General features: G+C 72.6%; 15 protein-coding genes. 12 read left to right on the top strand and 3 right to left on the bottom strand.

From position 1 onward, the window contains the following. Positions 1 to 17 precede the first annotated feature (17 nt). On the top strand, positions 18 to 1,280 hold the full coding sequence (locus tag OHT61_RS03365) for a TerD family protein (protein WP_329034901.1): 1,263 nt from the start codon (positions 18 to 20) through the stop codon (positions 1,278 to 1,280). A gap of 13 nt (positions 1,281 to 1,293) precedes the next feature. Here the strand turns inward: OHT61_RS03365 and OHT61_RS03360 are convergent, their stop codons facing one another. Continuing rightward, on the bottom strand, positions 1,294 to 2,475 hold the full coding sequence (locus OHT61_RS03360; protein ID WP_329034900.1) for a glycosyltransferase: 1,182 nt from the start codon (positions 2,473 to 2,475) through the stop codon (positions 1,294 to 1,296). A 58-nt stretch (positions 2,476 to 2,533) separates the two neighbouring features. On the opposite strand from OHT61_RS03360, the gene OHT61_RS03355 reads away from it, so the two are divergent. The 11 genes from OHT61_RS03355 (at position 2,534) to OHT61_RS03305 (ending at position 13,506) form a co-directional block, all read left to right on the top strand. After that, positions 2,534 to 3,325 (top strand): glutamate racemase, encoded by a 792-nt coding sequence (locus OHT61_RS03355; RefSeq protein ID WP_329034899.1) that lies wholly within the window; start codon positions 2,534 to 2,536, stop codon positions 3,323 to 3,325. 69 nt (positions 3,326 to 3,394) lie between these two features. Next, positions 3,395 to 4,033, top strand: a complete 639-nt coding sequence (locus tag OHT61_RS03350) for a hypothetical protein (RefSeq protein WP_399828208.1) — start codon at positions 3,395 to 3,397, stop codon at positions 4,031 to 4,033. A 50-nt stretch (positions 4,034 to 4,083) separates the two neighbouring features. Then, positions 4,084 to 5,715, top strand: coding sequence for an apolipoprotein N-acyltransferase (lnt, locus tag OHT61_RS03345; RefSeq protein ID WP_329034896.1), 1,632 nt, complete (start codon positions 4,084 to 4,086; stop codon positions 5,713 to 5,715). 9 nt (positions 5,716 to 5,724) lie between these two features. Then, positions 5,725 to 6,204 carry an NUDIX hydrolase gene (locus tag OHT61_RS03340; RefSeq protein ID WP_329034895.1) on the top strand — a complete coding sequence of 160 codons (480 nt, stop codon included), beginning with the start codon at positions 5,725 to 5,727 and terminating at the stop codon, positions 6,202 to 6,204. Between the two features lie 621 nt (positions 6,205 to 6,825). Further along, positions 6,826 to 7,671, top strand: a complete 846-nt coding sequence (locus tag OHT61_RS03335) for an STAS domain-containing protein (protein WP_329034893.1) — start codon at positions 6,826 to 6,828, stop codon at positions 7,669 to 7,671. Continuing rightward, on the top strand, positions 7,668 to 8,045 hold the full coding sequence (locus OHT61_RS03330) for an STAS domain-containing protein (RefSeq protein ID WP_329034892.1): 378 nt from the start codon (positions 7,668 to 7,670) through the stop codon (positions 8,043 to 8,045). The genes OHT61_RS03335 and OHT61_RS03330 overlap by 4 nt, the downstream gene beginning before the upstream one ends. After that, positions 8,042 to 8,467 (top strand): anti-sigma regulatory factor, encoded by a 426-nt coding sequence (locus OHT61_RS03325; RefSeq protein WP_329034890.1) that lies wholly within the window; start codon positions 8,042 to 8,044, stop codon positions 8,465 to 8,467. The genes OHT61_RS03330 and OHT61_RS03325 overlap by 4 nt, the downstream gene beginning before the upstream one ends. Further along, positions 8,455 to 9,654, top strand: a complete 1,200-nt coding sequence (locus OHT61_RS03320; RefSeq protein WP_329034888.1) for an ATP-binding SpoIIE family protein phosphatase — start codon at positions 8,455 to 8,457, stop codon at positions 9,652 to 9,654. The genes OHT61_RS03325 and OHT61_RS03320 overlap by 13 nt, the downstream gene beginning before the upstream one ends. After that, positions 9,651 to 11,417, top strand: coding sequence for a hybrid sensor histidine kinase/response regulator (locus OHT61_RS03315; RefSeq protein WP_329034886.1), 1,767 nt, complete (start codon positions 9,651 to 9,653; stop codon positions 11,415 to 11,417). Before OHT61_RS03320 ends, OHT61_RS03315 begins: the two co-directional genes overlap by 4 nt. Continuing rightward, positions 11,414 to 13,084 carry a fused response regulator/phosphatase gene (locus OHT61_RS03310; protein WP_329034884.1) on the top strand — a complete coding sequence of 557 codons (1,671 nt, stop codon included), beginning with the start codon at positions 11,414 to 11,416 and terminating at the stop codon, positions 13,082 to 13,084. Before OHT61_RS03315 ends, OHT61_RS03310 begins: the two co-directional genes overlap by 4 nt. Positions 13,085 to 13,152: 68 nt before the next feature. Beyond that, positions 13,153 to 13,506 (top strand): STAS domain-containing protein, encoded by a 354-nt coding sequence (locus tag OHT61_RS03305; RefSeq protein ID WP_329034881.1) that lies wholly within the window; start codon positions 13,153 to 13,155, stop codon positions 13,504 to 13,506. A gap of 143 nt (positions 13,507 to 13,649) precedes the next feature. On the opposite strand, the gene OHT61_RS03300 is transcribed toward OHT61_RS03305, so the two are convergent. Both OHT61_RS03300 and OHT61_RS03295 read right to left on the bottom strand, forming a co-directional pair. Continuing rightward, on the bottom strand, positions 13,650 to 15,038 hold the full coding sequence (locus OHT61_RS03300; RefSeq protein ID WP_329034879.1) for an MFS transporter: 1,389 nt from the start codon (positions 15,036 to 15,038) through the stop codon (positions 13,650 to 13,652). A gap of 352 nt (positions 15,039 to 15,390) precedes the next feature. Continuing rightward, the gene (locus tag OHT61_RS03295; protein ID WP_329034877.1) at positions 15,391 to 15,834 is read right to left on the bottom strand and encodes a subtilase-type protease inhibitor; all 444 of its coding nucleotides are present in this window, start codon (positions 15,832 to 15,834) and stop codon (positions 15,391 to 15,393) included. Between the last annotated feature and the right edge of the window lie 280 nt (positions 15,835 to 16,114).

The raw sequence follows: 16,114 nt of genomic DNA, 5'->3' as shown, positions 1-16,114 counted from the left end.
GGGGGCGGGCATTGAGCATGCACAAGGGAACCAACGTCGTGGTGCCGGCGCGGGCCGTGCGGGTCGAACTGGGCTGGCGTACGTCCCCGGGGACGCCCGACGTGGACGGTTCGGCACTCCTCACGGTGTCCGGGAAGGTACGCGGCGACGCCGACTTCGTCTTCTACAACCAGCCGGCGCACGGCTCCGGCGCGGTACGCCACGAGGGCAAGCGGACGGCGGGGGACCTCGTCACCGACAGCCTCGCGGTCGACTTCGGCCGGATGGAACCGGGCATCGACCGCGTCGTCGTGGCGGCGTCGGCGGACGGCGGCACCTTCGGGCGGGTGGCCGGGCTCCACGTCAGGATCCTGGACCAGGCCGACGGCTCCGAGATCGCCCGCTTCGACACCGCGGACGCGACGGTGGAGACCGCCTTCATCCTCGGCGAGCTCTACCTGCGGCAGGGCGCCTGGAAGTTCCGGGCCGTGGGTCAGGGCTACGACACCGGGCTCGCGGGCCTCGCCACGGACTTCGGTATCTCGGTGGACGAACCGCAGCGGCCCGTGACGGCTCCGCAGCCCCCGGCGCCGCCGGCCGCACGCCGCCCCGCCCCCGCCCAGCCACCCGCGCCCCCCGCCGCACCGCCCGCCACGCAGCCCGTACGCCTGACCAAGGTGACCCTGACGAAGGAGGCACCGACGGTCTCACTCTCCAAGCAGGGCGGCACGTCCGGCGTGCTCCGCGTCAACCTCAACTGGGAGGTGCGCAAGCAGTTCAAGGGCTGGGGGGCGAAACTGGGCCGGGCCGTGGCCAACCACGCCGATCTCGACCTCGACCTCTGCGCGCTCTACGAACTCACCGACGGGAGCAAGGGAGTCGTGCAGGCGCTGGGAAACGCCTTCGGGTCCCTCAGGCAGCCGCCGTACATCCACCTCGACGGCGACGACCGCACCGGTGCGGTCTCCACGGGTGAGAACCTCACGGTCAGCCTCGACCACAAGGACCGGCTCCGCCGCGTCCTGATCTTCGTCACCATCTACGAGGGCGCCAGGAGCTTCGCCGACCTGCACGCCACGGTCACCCTCCAGCCGCAGAACGGCGCCGCAATCGACTTCTCCCTCGACGAGTGCACCGTGCCGTCCACCGTCTGCGCGCTCGCGCTGATCACCGGCGGCGGGGGAGACCTCACGGTCCAGCGCGAGGCCCGCTATCTCGTCCCCCAGCGCGGGGTGAGCCCGCAGCGGACCATAGACGCCGCGTACGGCTGGGGCATGAACTGGACTCCCGGCCGCAAGTGAGGCCCCGCCGGGCTCAGGGTCCCGGTGCGGCCTCGGGGCGGGCGTACGTGCGCCCCTTCCAGGCCGCACCGGCCCCCCGGTGGTGCCGCACCGCGGAATCGACGGTCATCAGCAGATAGAGGACGGCGGTGAAGGGGAGCAGCGGCGCCAGCCAGAAGGACTGCCGGTAGTACCCGAGCATCGGCAGATACGTTCCGGTCATCACCGCCCACGCCGCTCCGCCCGCCACCGCTGCCACGACGTCACCCGCCGCCAGCCCCGCGCACAGCGTGACCGGCGGCGCGACGTAGACCAGGCCGAGTCCCAGGACGGTGCCCGCCAGCAGGACCGGACTGTGGCGCAGCTGTGTGTACGCGCTGCGCGAGACCATCCGCCACAGGTCCGCCAGGCGCGGATACGGCCGCACACTGTCCACCCGCTCCGCGAGCCCCAGCCAGATCCTGCCGCCGGTCCGGCGCACCGCGCGCGCCAGCGACACGTCGTCGATCACCGCCTGGCGGATCGAGTCCGGGACACCGGCCCGCTCGACGGCGCCGGCCCGCAACAGGACGCAGCCGCCCGCGGCGGCGGCGGTGCGCCCACCCCTCCGGTTCACCCGGCGGAACGGATAGAGCTGCGCGAAGAAGTAGACGAAGGCGGGCACCACCAGGCGCTCCCACACACTCGTCACCCGCAGCCTGGCCATCTGCGAGACCAGGTCGAACCCGTCCGCCCCCTCGGCCCCGGCCGCGGCGACGAGTTCCCGGAGACTGTCCGGCTCGTGGGCGATGTCGGCGTCCGTCAGGAGCAGGAACTCGGGTTTGCGCTGCCTGGCCAGCGCCATCCCGTGCCGCAACGCCCAGAGCTTTCCGGTCCAGCCCGGCTCGGGTTCCCCCGGCGTCACCACCGTGAGCGGCAGCCCCCCGCACCGCACGGACAGCGCGCGGGCCAGTTCACCCGTGCCGTCCTCGCTGTTGTCGTCGACCAGGAAGACCTCCGCGTCCCCCGGGTAGTCCTGGGCCAGCAGCGAGGTGAGACTCACCGGCAGGACCTCCGCCTCGTCCCTCGCGGGCACGACCACGGCCACCGAAGGCCAGCGCGCCGGGTCCCTGCGGGCCGGGAGCCGCTGGTCGGTCCGCCAGAAGAAGCCCTGGCCCAGCAGCAGCCAGACCCACACGGTCAGGGAACCCACGGCGATCCAGGCAACGGCGCTCATCCGTCGAAGTGTGCCCCACTCCGGCGGCGCCGCAAGGGCTGTCGACTATGGTGACCGGGTGAAGATCGCACTCATGGACTCGGGAATCGGCCTGCTCGCGGCAGCGGCCGCGGTACGCCGACTGCGGCCGGACGCCGATCTGGTGCTGTCCTCCGACCCCGGCTCCATGCCCTGGGGGCCCCGTACGCCCGAGGACGTCACGCAGCGCGCGCTCGCCGTGGCGCGAGCGGCCGCCGGCCACCGTCCGGACGCCCTGATCGTCGCCTGCAACACCGCCTCCGTCCACGCCCTTCCCGCGCTCCGTGCCGAACTGGAACCCGCACTCCCGGTCATCGGCACCGTGCCGGCGATCAAGCCCGCCGCCGCGGGCGGCGGGCCGTTCGCCATCTGGGCCACCCCCGCGACCACCGGCAGCCCCTACCAGCGCGGGCTGATCGACGACTTCGCCCGGACGGCGGACGTGACCGAGGTGCCCTGCCCGGGTCTCGCCGACGCGGTGGAGCACGCCGACGAGGAGTCCATCGACCGGGCGGTCGCGGCCGCCGCCGCACTCACGCCGGCCGGTGTGACGGACGTCGTGCTCGGCTGCACCCACTACGAGCTGGTGGCCGACCGCATCCGCGCGGCCGTGGAGCGCAAGCGGCCCGGACGCCCCCCGCTCGTGCTGCACGGCTCCGCCGAGGCGGTGGCCGCACAGGCGCTGCGCCGGATCGGGGCGGCGCCCGCTCCGTCGGCCGAACCGGCCGGAGGCCTCACCGTCCTCCTCGCGGGACACACCGCGGGGCTGCCCGAGCCCGCTCTGGCCTACGCCGAGGGCCTGCTGCTGAAGGCCGTCAGCCCGGCCGTGTGACGGATTCGTCGCTCCGGACGGCTCACGCGGTCCCTCCCCGGGCCGCGGATCCTGGGTACGCTGCTCGGCATGAAGGACCACCCCGCCCACGCGAGGCACGGTTCCAGCCAGGCCCCGACCATGGTCTGGACGGGCCGGGCCACCAACCGCTTCCAGTGGCTGCTCGCGGCCCTGGGCGCCGGATTCCTGGCGCTCGGCGTGCAACTCGCCGTCGGCTCGGCCTGGAGTGCGGGAATCGCGCCGCTGCTCATGTCCGTCATCGGATGTGTCCTCGCGGGGCTGCTGATCCTCTTCGGGACCCTCGCCTTCGTCCACGTGGCCGTCAAGGTCGACGGCGACGCGCTGGAGGTGCGCTGCGGGCACGCCGGGCTTCCCAGGCGCCGCATCCTGCTCACCCATGTGGTGGGCGCCGACTTCGCACCCAGGGTCACCCCGCGTCAGTGGGGCGGCTGGGGCTACCGCTGGCGTCCGGAGAAGGGCACCGCCGTGGTCGTGCGCCGCGGGGAGGGGCTGGTGCTCCGGCTGGGCGACGGCAGGACCTTCACCGTCACCGTGGACGACGCGGAGGCCGCCGTGCGTTTCATCCGCGACCGGCTGCACCTCGGGGCCACCCGCAGGGTCACCGGCCGCTCCGGATTCCTGAGCCCGCTGCGGCCCCCGGCCCCGGGCGCCCGGCCGGGGGACACCGGCCACCGTCCCGGAGCCTGACGGCCGGAGCGGCTGCCGGCCGCCCGGCCGGTCACCGTAGACTCCGCCGGGTGAGCGCCACCATCACCACCGCCGAACCGCCGCCCGCCCCCGTGTCACACAGCAGGAAGCTGTGGCCCGGGCTCGTCAGGCCGGTCGCAGCCGTGCTGTCCGGTGCGCTGCTCTACGCGAGCTTCCCGCCCCGGCCCCTCTGGTGGCTGGTGCTGCCCGGCTTCGCCCTGCTGGGATGGGTCCTGACCGCGCGCGGAGCGCGCGCCGCGTTCGGACTCGGCCTCCTCGCGGGACTGGGCTTCATGCTGCCCCTGCTGCACTGGACGGGTGAGGAGGTCGGCCCCGTCCCGTGGCTGGCGCTCGCGTTCGCCGAGGCCCTGTTCATCGCCGTCGGCTGCGTGGGGATCAACGCGGTCTCCCGGCTGCCGTACGCCCCGGTGTGGGCGGCCGCCGTCTGGACGCTGGACGAGGCGCTCCGGGCGCGGGTCCCGTTCGGGGGCTTCCCCTGGGGCAAGATCGCCTTCGGCCAGGCCGACGGTGCGTTCCTGCCGCTCGCGGCGCTCGGCGGCACCCCGCTGCTGTCCTTCGCGGTCGTGCTGTGCGGCTTCGGACTGCTCGACGCCGCCCGCCAGGTACGCCGGTACCGCGTCACCGGCACCGTGCCCCGCGCCGCGGTGGTGGCCGCGGCGGTCGTCGTCGCCGCTCCCGTCGCCGCCGCGCTCGCCGCCCTCCCGCTCGTCGACGACTCGCCCGAGGACGGCACGGCCACGGTCGCCGCGATCCAGGGCAACGTGCCGCGTCTGGGCCTCGACTTCAACGCCCAGCGCCGTGCGGTCCTCGACAACCACGCCGCCCGGACGGAGCAGCTCGCCCGCGACGTGAAGGCGGGCAAGGTGCCGCAGCCCGACCTCGTCCTGTGGCCGGAGAACTCCTCCGACCTCGACCCGTACCGCAACCCCGACGCCCGCCAGGTCATCGACGAGGCCGTACGGGCCATCGGCGCGCCGACGGTCGTCGGTGCGGTCGTCACGCCCGACACCGGTCCGCTCCGCAACACGCTGATCCAGTGGGACCCGAAGAGCGGGCCCGTGGCCACCTACGACAAGCGCCACATCCAGCCGTTCGGTGAGTACATGCCGATGCGCTCCTTCGTCCGTCTCTTCAGCAAGGACGTCGACCGGGTGCAGCGGGACTTCGGGCCCGGCACGAAGGTCGGGGTGTTCGACCTGGCAGGCACCCAGGTGGGGCTCGTGACCTGTTACGAGGCCGCGTTCGACGACGCCGTGCGGGACACCGTCGTGCACGGCGGCCGGCTCATCGCCGTACCGAGCAACAACGCGACCTTCGGACGCAGCGAGATGACCTACCAGCAGCTCGCGATGAGCCAGGTGCGGGCCGTCGAGCACGGCCGGTCCGTCGTCGTGCCGGTCACCAGCGGGGTGAGCGCGGTGATCCGGCCGGACGGCACCATCGTGAAGAAGACGAAGATGTTCACCCCGGACGCCCTGGTCGACGAGGTGCCGCTGCGTTCCTCGCTCACACCGGCCACGCGGATGGGGGCACTCCCGGAGGCCGTCCTCGCGCTCCTGGCGGTGGCCGGTCTCGGCTGGGCCGCGGTCCGCTCCGTGCGCACGCGGACGGAGCGCAAGGGCGCCGCGGCCGGCCGGGAGAACGCGGGAGCGGCCACGTAGGCTCGCTCCATGGCTACTCCAGACTTCATCCGTGACATCCGTGCGACCGCAGGCCACCAGCTGCTCCTGCTGCCCGGAGTCACCGCGATCGTCTTCGACGACGAGGGCAGGGTGCTGCTCGGCCGGCGGTCCGACACGGGCAACTGGTCGGTCGTCGGCGGCATCTGCGAGCCCGGCGAGGAGCCTGCGGCGACGGCGGAGCGCGAGGTGTACGAGGAGACGGCCGTGCGCTGTGTGGCGGAACGGGTCGTGCTCACCCAGGCCCTCAAGCCCGTGCAGTACGCGAACGGCGACCGCTGCCAGTACCTCGACGTCACCTTCCGCTGCCGTGCCGTCGGAGGGGAGGCGCGCGTGAACGACGACGAGTCGCTGGAAGTGGCCTGGTTCGACGTGGACGCGCTGCCGCCCCTGAACGACTTCTCCCTGTTCCGTATCAAGCAGTCCCTCACGGACGGCCCCACCTGGTTCGAGCCGACCACCGGGGCCTGACCCGTTCGCCGGCCGCACGGCCGAGAGCGTGACGGAGACACGGGCGGCGGCGTCCCCGTCGACCTCCCCAGGTCCGGGGGCGACCGCCTTCCGTGCTGCCGTCAGGAGCTCACGCGCCCTCGTGCGACCGAGGGTCCGTCTGACCGGGAAGCGGCGCCCCAAACCTGACGGGCCCAGGGAATATCACTTCCGCCCCACCGGCACGGATCCGCCCGAGGCGGCCGTCGCCCGCGATGTGATCACCGTCTCCGGGAGAGACCCGCGTGCGCGGGTGTGAAGTCCTTGTGAAGGGGCACCCGGTGCTCATGCTTCCCCTCGCGCTCGTACTCCTCCTCGGCCTGGTCCTCCTCTGCGCGGGGTTCGCTCTGGAGAAGCTGTGACGGGCCGCCGTCGCGACGCGGGCCGTCCGGTGGGCGGATGCGCGATCCGGCCGGGGACCCGCTGGTCGGCCGGTACTCCCCGCACGCGGGCGGCCGTTCCCCCGGCGGCCGGAGATCCCGGCCCGGCCGGGTGTGAGAACAGCGACCATCGCGGCGGGCGGTATGCCGGCCGGCCTTCCGTGGCGATGGAATACGCTGCGCAGGAACTGTGATGACGGGCATGAGAGAAGGGGTCACTTCGGTGGCAGAGCAAGAGATATCGACCCGCCTGGTGGGGCTGCTCACGGAGCAGCGGGAGTCGCTCGGCGCCGCATGGGTGCAGACCGTTTCGCAGACGCTGCGCGGCCGCGTCTCCTTCGCCGAACTGGACCGTGAGCTGCGCGAGCTGTACTCGGCGCTAGTGGACGGCCTCAGGGAGGGCGGATTCGACTGGCAGGGCGAGAAGTACGCCGAGGTCCGCGCCCTCCTCGGTGAACTGTCCCGGAACCGCGCACGGCAGGGCTTCTCCCCGACCGAGACCGCGATCAGCGTGCTCGCCTGCAAGGAGATCCTCGAACCGACGACCGAGACGTCGGCCGAGGACATCCACGCCTACCTCCGGCTGAGCCGTCTCATGGACGCGCTCGGGCTGTACACCATCGAGGTGTACGCGAAGGCGCGTGAGGAGATCATCAGCGCCCAGTCCGAGCAGCTGATGGAACTGTCCACCCCGGTGGTGAAGCTGTGGGAGGGCGTCGTCGCCGTCCCCCTGGTCGGCACCCTGGACTCGGCGCGCACCCAGGTCGTCATGGAGAAGCTCCTCCAGACCCTCGTCGACACCGGCTCCGACCAGGCGATCATCGACATCACGGGCGTCCCCGCCGTCGACACCGAGGTCGCCCAGCACCTGCTCAAGACCGTGGTCGCGGCGCGGCTGATGGGCGCCGAGTGCACGATCTCGGGCATCCGCCCCCAGATCGCCCAGACGATCGTGGCACTGGGCATCCAGTTCGGCGACATCGTCACCAAGGCGACGCTCGCGGACGCCCTCAAGCACGCACTGCGCCGCAACAGCGTGGAGCTCGGCGGGGCCGGAGGACGGGCGTGACCGAGCGAGTCCCCGTGCTGAAGATCGGCGACGTCCTGCTGGTCTCCATCCAGGTCGACCTCGAGGACCAGACCGTCCTCGATCTGCAGGACGACCTCGCGGCGCGGATCGTGGCGACCGGTGCGACGGGCGTGGTCATCGACATCACCGCGGTGGAGATCGTCGACTCGTTCGTCGGCCGCATGCTCGCCACCACGGCCGCCATCTCCCACATGCTGGACGCCGAGACCGTCGTCGTCGGCATGCGGCCGGCCGTCGCCATCACGCTGGTCGAGCTGGGACTCTCACTCGGCGGCGTACGCACGGCTCTCACACTGGAGAAGGGGCTCGACATGCTGGCCCGGCCCGACAGCCGTCCTCCGGCGAAGCCGTGAGCGGGTCCCGGCCCGTCCCGGACGCCGATCACGAGACCGTCACCATCACGTCGAACGACGACGTGGTGCGGGCCCGCCAGCTGGTGCGCACCCTCGCCCAGCGGTGCAGGCTCTCGCTGGTCGACCAGACGAAGCTGGTCACCGCGGCGAGCGAACTCGCCCGCAACACCCTGGTCTACGGGGGCGGCGGCGTCATGCGCACCGGCCTCGTCCGCCAGGACAGCCGGGTGGGTGTCACCGCCGTCTTCGAGGACTCCGGCCCCGGCATCCCCGACCTGGACCTGGCCCTGACCGACGGCTGGACGTCGGGCGGCGGTCTCGGCCTGGGACTCAGCGGAGCCCGGCGGCTGGTCGACGACTTCACGCTCGACACGGAGGTCGGCCGGGGCACGCAGGTTGCGGTGACCAAATGGGCCCGCTGACCCTGCTGGAATCCGAGGACGTCGCGTGGTTCCGTGACGACGAGTCGCTTCCCGCGTCGACGAGGGGAGCCGCGGCGGCGCTCGCCAGGCGCCTCGGTTTCGACGAGCAGCGCTGCGCCGAGGTGTCCCTCGCGGTGAGCGAGGCGGCCACCAACCTGCGCAAGCACGCCGTCGACGGCGCGCTGCTGCTCCGGATCGTGCGCACCGAACAGGACGCCGGCCTCGAGATCGTCACGACGGACGACGGCCCCGGCATGCCGGACATCGCCCGGTGTCTCGTGGACGGCACGTCGTCCGCGGGAACGCTGGGGATCGGCCTGGGGGCGATCACCCGCCTGGCCGACAGCTTCGACGTCCATTCACTGCCGGGGCGGGGGACCGTGCTGACCGCCCGGTTCTGGACCAGGGACGCCGCCCGGCGTTCCGCTCCACCGGGGGAGCCGGTCGTCGCGGGCATCACCCGGCCCATCACCGGTGAGGTGGTGTGCGGGGACGCCTGGGCCGCGCGCGTGGCCGGGGGGAGCACGGCGGAGCCGACGGCCGCGGCCACGCACCGGGTCGCGGCACGCGAGCCCGCCGCCGACCCGCTCGGGTGGGCCGCGCTCACCGGATTCCGGCCGGCCCCGGACCGGCCCCGGCAGACGAAGGTGGCACCGGCGTCGAAGGGGGAGGCCGAAGGGCCCGCACTGCTGCTGATGTTCTGCGACGGCCTCGGACACGGCCCACTGGCCCACCGGGCCTCCGAGGCGGCCGTGACCGCCTTCCGCGAGAGCCGGTCCGAGGACCCCGCGGGCGTGATCACCGAGATCCACAAGGCCCTGCGCGGCAGCCGCGGCGGCGCGGTCGCCGTCGTGCGCGTCGAACCGCTCACCAGGAGCCTGCTCTTCTGCGGCGTGGGCAACGTGAGCACGTTCGTCGTCGACTCGGAGACCAACGGCAGGCGCTCCCTGCTCTCCGCACCGGGGATCGTCGGGCACCAGCTTCCGAACCTCCGCGCCGTACGCCAGGAACTCCCGCGCCACGGTGGCGTGGTCATGCACTCGGACGGGCTCACCGAACGCTGGACGCCGTCCTCCCTGCCCGGCTTCCTGGAGCACTCGCCCCTGGTGGCAGCCGCCCAGCTGCTGCGGGAGGCCGGCGTACGCCGCGACGACGCGGGCGTCGCCGTAGTGAAGGGGCACTGGTGACTTCGACCCCGGCGGACGGCACCGCGCATCTGGTGACGATCGCCCTGACCACCGAGCAGGACGTCTTCGCCCTGCGCCGCACCGGCAAGGCGGCGGCGCAGGCGCTGGGGGCCGAACGGCAGGACCAGACACGACTGGCGACCGCCCTGAGCGAACTCGGCCGCGACCTGCTCGGCTCGTCCGGGCTGAGGGTCACCCTGAGCGCGGTGCCCGGAGCGCCGCCCGTGCTGCGCGCGGCGCTCCTCTGGGGGGACGGCCCCGGCCCCGGTGACGAATCGCTGCGCGCGGCCTCCCGGCTGGTCACGGTGCACCACGAGGCCCGCTCCCGGACGCTGTCGGTCGAGCAGCAGCTCACCGCCGGCACGCACACCGCCGACGGCGTGCAGCGGGTCCGGGACCTGCTCGTGCAGCACACGGGCAGCAGCGTCCTGGAGGACGCCCGGGCCCAGACCAGCGATCTGATCGCGGCCCTGGAGGAGTCGCGGGCCCAGCGCGAGGAGCTCCGCCGGCTCAACGAGGAACTGGAGGAGACCAACCGGGGGGTGGTCGCCCTCTACTCCGAGCTGTCCGAGGAGCTGGAGGAGACCAACCGGGGCGTGGTCGCGCTCTACGCCGAACTGGAGGAGAAATCGCACCAGTTGCGGCAGGCAAGTGAGGCCAAGACGCGCTTCTGGGCGAACGTGAGCCACGAACTGCGCACCCCCGTCAACTCGGTGGTGGGCCTGGCCAGACTCCTGCTCGACCCCGTCTCGGGCGGGCTGGACGACGAACAGCGCAGGCAGGTCTCTCTGATCTCCGCGTCCGGCGCCACGCTGCTCGCCCTCGTCGACGAACTCCTCGACGTCGCCAAGGCCGAGTCGGGACGTCTCGAACCCCACCTCGCGCCCGTCGACCTCCGGGCCGTACTCGGGCAACTGCGCGGAACGCTGAAGGGATACGGCACGCGGGGAGAGGTCGAACTGTCCGTCGCCACCTCGGAACTCCCCCTGCTGACCGACGAGGTGATGCTCACGCGGATCCTGCGCAACCTCTTGTCCAACGCGCTCAAGTTCACGGAGCGGGGGGCCGTGAGCCTCGAAGTGGCGGCCGACGGCGACCACGTGGTCTTCACGGTCACGGACACGGGTGTGGGCATCCCCGAGGACGAGCAGCAGCAGATCTTCGAGGAGTTCTACCAGGTACGAGGCCCCCACCAGCGCGGGCGCTCCGGAACCGGCCTCGGGCTCCCCTACGCGCGACGGCTCACCGAACTCCTCGGCGGGACCCTCGTGCTCACGAGCCGGCCGGGTTCCGGGACCCGGGTCACGGTGCGGCTGCCCGCCGGCCGCGCGGCCGGCGACACCGCCCCCGCGGGTGGCCCCCCGCTCGCCGTACTGGTCACCGTCGACGACGACGAGGCGTTCAGGAGCACGGTGCGTCCGGTCCTGACGCAACTGGCCGGACGGCTGATCGAGGTCGGGGAGGGCGGCCTCGCGAGCGCCACCGTCCGGGCCGAACGGCCGGACGCGGTGCTCCTGGACCTGCACATGCCGGACATGGACGGCTACGCGGTCCTGGCCGAACTCGCCGCCGACCCCGCGCTGTGCGGCATACCCGTCGTGGTCGTCACCTCGGCACCCGCGGAGTCCCTGGACGGCGCGAGGCTGGCACACGCGCGAGCCGTTCTCGACAAGTCCACGCTCTCCCTGGCGCAACTCGCCTCCGCCTTCGGGGGCGAGCCGCCGAAGACCCCGTACACAGCCGGAGAGGACGGCAGGCAGTGAGTCACCACGCACACCCGGACAGCGCCGTCGCGACCGTCATGGTGCTCGACGACAACGACACGAAGCGCTACATCGTGGGCAGTTGGCTGCGCCGCGCCGGTCACACGGTGGTGGAGGCCGCCGACGGCGCCGAGGGGCTGGCCCTGCTCGCCGCGGCCTCCGACGCCGACCTTCCGGAACTCGCCGTCGTGGACGTGCGGCTGCCCGACATGAGCGGGTTCGAGGTGTGCGAGCAGATCAAGGCCGACCCACGCACCGCCTCGCTGCCCGTCATCCACGTGTCCGCGACGGCGGTCGAGGTCAGTGACCGCGCCCTGGGGCTGCACCGCGGCGCGGACGCCTACCTGACCGAGCCGATCGCTCCGGACGAACTGCTGGCCACGGTCACGGCCGCGCTGCGCTACGCCCGCGCCCGCCGGCGTGCCGAGCGGCTGGCCACGCGGGTGGCCGCGCTGAACAGCAGCACCCTCGCCGTGTACGGGGCGCGCGACGGCGAGGCCTTCACCACCGCCGCCGCCACCGGGGCTGCCGCCCTGATGGGCTCACCCGCCGTCGCCGTGTCCCTGAGTCCAGACGGCCGCACCCTCCATCTCGCCGCGGCCCCGCGGACCGGTCCCGGCGGCCGGGGCCCGGACCCGGCGAGCCCGGAGGAGTCCGCCGTACCCGTCTGGCAGGCGGACCTGCGCGTCCTGGACCTCCTGTGCGAAACGGCGCTCGGAGACGGCACGGGTACGGACACCGTGCTGCTGTCGGGCGAGCGGTGGAAGGCACTGGTCTCACGTGATCCCTCCGGCCGCGCCGACGTCTTTCCCGGCCGGGTCGGGCTGATCCTCGCCCGGACGAAGCAGGGACGTCCCCCGGTCGCCCTCGCCGTGGACGCCGCGACCCTCGGGGGAGCCGACGACGGCGAACTCCTGTCGCAGCTGGCCCAGGCGTGCGCGCTGGCCCTGGAGGCACTGCGCAGCCAGAGCGAGGAGCACGCCCTCGTGCTCACCCTCCAGCGCACGTTCCTGCCCGACCGCCTGCCCGAAGTGCCCGGCGTGGACATGGCCGTACGCTACGAGCCCGCCGCCGACCACACCGAGATCGGCGGCGACTTCTACGAGGCCATCCAGACGTCCGACGGCCTGCTGCTCGCCATCGGCGACGTCGCGGGCCACTCCCTGCAGGCCGCCATGATCATGGGCGAGGTGCGCCACGCACTGCGCGCCTACGCCATCGAGGGACACGGCCCCAGGACCCTGCTCGACCGCCTGGACGCCCTGCTGGTGCGGCTGCGCCCGTCGATCACCGTCACCGTGTGCCTCGTCCTGGTCGAGCCGGGCGGCCGGCGGATCCACGTCGCGAACGCGGGACACATACCGCCGTTGCTGAGGCACCCCGACGGCTCCACCCGCTACCTGACGGAGCACGGACCGCTGCTCGGCCTCCAGTTGCCGCATCCGCCCGCCACGTGCCACGACGTGCCGGAGGGCTCCACACTCCTGCTGCTGACGGACGGACTCATCGAGGTACCCGGCGAGGACCTCGACGACAGCATGGCGGCACTGGGCGAGACCCTCCGCGGTGCGCCACCGGCACTGGAGGAGCTGTGCGACGTCCTGCTCGACACCTTCGGAAAGGGAAAGACCGATGACATCGCGCTGCTGGCGGCCCGGCTCCTCTGACCTCCGGCGCATCCCGGCCGGCGCCCACCGCACCCATGGCGACCACCCGGTCCCGCGGAGCGTCGGCGATGCCTGATCGCGCGCTGGTGCTCACGGTGGATCACGGACATCACGGAGCCGTCGTCCTGCGGCTCACGGGAGCACTCGACCACCTCACGGCCGACCGCTTCCGAAGGGCCTTCGAGGAGATACCCAAGCGTGCGGGGGTGCCACTGGTCCTCGACATGTCACGGCTCGTGTTCTGCGACTCCGTGGGCATCACGGAACTCGTCGTCGCCCACCGCGTGAGCCTGACCGCAGGAACGTCCCTGCTCCTCGTCGGGGTGGGCAGGGAGCTCGGTCACATCCTCGAACTCACCGGCGTCGACCGGGTCCTGAGCACGGGGGAGGGTACCTACGGGGCACCCGCCGCCGACGCGTGACGACGTGTGACGGCGGGGCGCCCGGGCGGAGCCGACACGACGGCCGAACGCACGGACGGGATGCGGGGCCCGTCTCCGTCAGCCGTCCCGTGGACCGGGACGGCTGACGGAGACGGGCCCCGCGGCTTCTTCGGGACCGTGGTTCAGACGGTACGGGCGTCGGCGGGCACGTCGCGGGCCTCCGGGGCCTGCTGCGCCGCCCCCGGCTCGATCTCCGCGAGATCCCTGCTCCTGGTCTCCTTGGCGCAGACGATCGCCAGCACCGTGATCAGAGCGGCGGCGATGACGTACAGGGAGATCGGGGTCGACGTGCCGAAGTCGGCGAGCAGCGCCGTGGCGATGAGCGGGGCGGGAGCTCCCGCGGCCACCGAGGAGAACTGGGCGCCGATCGACGCCCCCGAGTAGCGCATCCGCGTCGCGAACATCTCCGCGAAGAAGGCCGCCTGGGGTGCGTACATCGCGCCGTGGAAGATCAGACCGACCGTGACGGCGAGCAGCAGGCTCCCGAAGCTCCGGCTGTCGATCAGCGCGAAGAACGGGAACATCCACACCGCCACACCGACGGCCCCGATCAGGTAGACCGGCCGGCGCCCGATCCGGTCCGACAACGCGCCCCACAGCGGGATCACGGCGAAGTGCACGGCGGAGGCGACGAGTACGGCGTTGAGTGCCGTCTGCTTGCTCAGGTCCACGGCGGTCGTCGCGTACACGAGGATGAACGCGGTGATCACGTAGTAGCTGATGTTCTCGGCCATCCGCGCGCCCATCGCGATGATCACGTCGCGCCAGTGGTGCCGCAGCACGGCGACGAGCGGCATCTTCTCCGCGGGCTCGGCGGCGGCCTTGCGCCGCTCGGCCTGGAGCAGGGCCGCCTTGAAGACGGGCGACTCGTCGACGGAGAGGCGGATCCACAGGCCGAGGATCACGAGCACCCCGGAGAGCAGGAACGGGATGCGCCAGCCCCAGGACTCGAACGCCGACTCCGACATGAGGGCCGTGAGGGCGGAGAGCACACCGGTGGCGAGCAACTGCCCCGCGGGCGCTCCCGTCTGGGGCCACGAGGCCCAGAAGCCCCGCCGTTTCGCATCGCCGTGCTCCGAGACGAGCAGCACCGCGCCACCCCACTCGCCGCCGAGAGCGAAGCCCTGCACGAGGCGCAGGACGGTCAGCAGGACGGGCGCGGCGGAACCGATCGTGGCGTGGGTCGGCAGGAGGCCGATGGCGAAGGTGGCGCCGCCCATCATCAGCAGGCTCAGGACCAGGAGCTTCTTGCGCCCCAGCCGGTCCCCGTAGTGCCCGAAGACCAGGGCCCCGATCGGACGGGCGGCGAAGCCCACGGCATAGGTGAGGAAGGAGAGGAGGGTGCCGACGAGCGGGTCGGAGTCGGGGAAGAACAGCTTGTTGAAGACCAGCGCGGCGGCCGATCCGTAGAGGAAGAAGTCGTACCACTCGACGGTCGTCCCGACGAGGCTCGCGGCGACGATGCGGCGGAGGTTGGACGGCGGCGGGGGAGCGGTTGCTGGGGCGGCCATGGATACCACTTCCGGACAGTTGGCGGGGACGTTTCCGTGTCGCCATACCGTAGGAAGGTGCAGGTCAGAGGCGTATGTGGTGGGACACCATAGTCCCAGGTGCGGGAGTGCGTGCGCCCACCATGGAGCCGGTACCGGGGTCTTCGACGGAGCCGCGACGAGGCTTCGAAGGCTGGGGCGCCGGCTGCTCCCGGCCGGTCGCTCGACGCGGTGGCTCGGAGGGCCCCTCGGGTAGGCCGGCGCTTGCCGGGGCCGGGAGCGGGACGCCCGGCACGACGGAACGCTCCCCGGTACGACGGGCTGTCCGTCGTACCGGGGAGCGTTCACCCCTTGCCGGGGCCGGGACACGGGGTCAGAACGAGAAGACCGAGCCCTCGGACAGGCTCGCCCGCATCTCGCACTCGTTGCCGAAGGTCGCCGACCAGGAGACGCTCCGGCCCTGCCACACTCCGGTCGCGCTCAGCACGAGGGGGTCCCACTGGCGCGTGCAGTCGCCCTGGGACTGCGGCCTCGTCAGCTGTGCGAACTCGCCCTGTACAGACCGCAGTTCCGAACAGGCGGCGCTGGGCGCGGGGTGCGTGCCGCCGGGGCGCGGTGCACAGCTCAGCGTGACCGCCCGCTGGACGGTCGCGGAGGAGGCATCCCCCTTGCCGACCGAGAGGACGAGGGCCGACGGGGCGTAGAGGCCGGCGGACCGGGCAGGGCCGGCGTCGGCCGTGCTCGCGGCAGCGGCGGCGCCCGTCGTGAGTGCGGAAGCCGTGATGATGACGCCGATCCTGCCGAGAATGTGACGCATTGGTGAAACTCCTTCACTTGGGGGCGTGATTGCGGTCGGGAGTCTTGCGGCTGCGGGCGGTGAGCGCACATCGATCAGTGTTTTCCGGCCCAGCCCGCGTCCGACGGGCCGACCGAATGGCCGTTCGGGCAGCTCGTGCGTGGTGCGCCGATCGCGTGACGCGTGTCCGGCATGTGGACGAATTGCAATGGTACAACCCGAAACTACCTTCTGACCTGCGGTGATGCGCGAATGGTTTCCGTACGAGAATCGAGTCTTCGGCCGGAAACCGGTGCTCCGG

It is taken from the genome of Streptomyces sp. NBC_00178 (assembly GCF_036206005.1).
In the GTDB taxonomy this organism is placed as follows: domain Bacteria; phylum Actinomycetota; class Actinomycetes; order Streptomycetales; family Streptomycetaceae; genus Streptomyces.
This window is presented reverse-complemented; position numbering and strand designations above follow the sequence as displayed.

Bases quoted from the DNA above. Each gene is read 5' to 3' on its own strand.
- OHT61_RS03305 (WP_329034881.1), top strand. From the start codon at position 13,153: ATGCCTGATCGCGCGCTGGTGCTCACGGTGGATCACGGACATCACGGA.
- OHT61_RS03300 (WP_329034879.1), bottom strand. From the start codon at position 15,038: ATGGCCGCCCCAGCAACCGCTCCCCCGCCGCCGTCCAACCTCCGCCGC.
- OHT61_RS03360 (WP_329034900.1), bottom strand. From the start codon at position 2,475: ATGAGCGCCGTTGCCTGGATCGCCGTGGGTTCCCTGACCGTGTGGGTC.
- OHT61_RS03350 (WP_399828208.1), top strand. From the start codon at position 3,395: ATGAAGGACCACCCCGCCCACGCGAGGCACGGTTCCAGCCAGGCCCCG.
- OHT61_RS03365 (WP_329034901.1), top strand. From the start codon at position 18: ATGCACAAGGGAACCAACGTCGTGGTGCCGGCGCGGGCCGTGCGGGTC.
- OHT61_RS03340 (WP_329034895.1), top strand. From the start codon at position 5,725: ATGGCTACTCCAGACTTCATCCGTGACATCCGTGCGACCGCAGGCCAC.
- OHT61_RS03320 (WP_329034888.1), top strand. From the start codon at position 8,455: ATGGGCCCGCTGACCCTGCTGGAATCCGAGGACGTCGCGTGGTTCCGT.
- OHT61_RS03295 (WP_329034877.1), bottom strand. From the start codon at position 15,834: ATGCGTCACATTCTCGGCAGGATCGGCGTCATCATCACGGCTTCCGCA.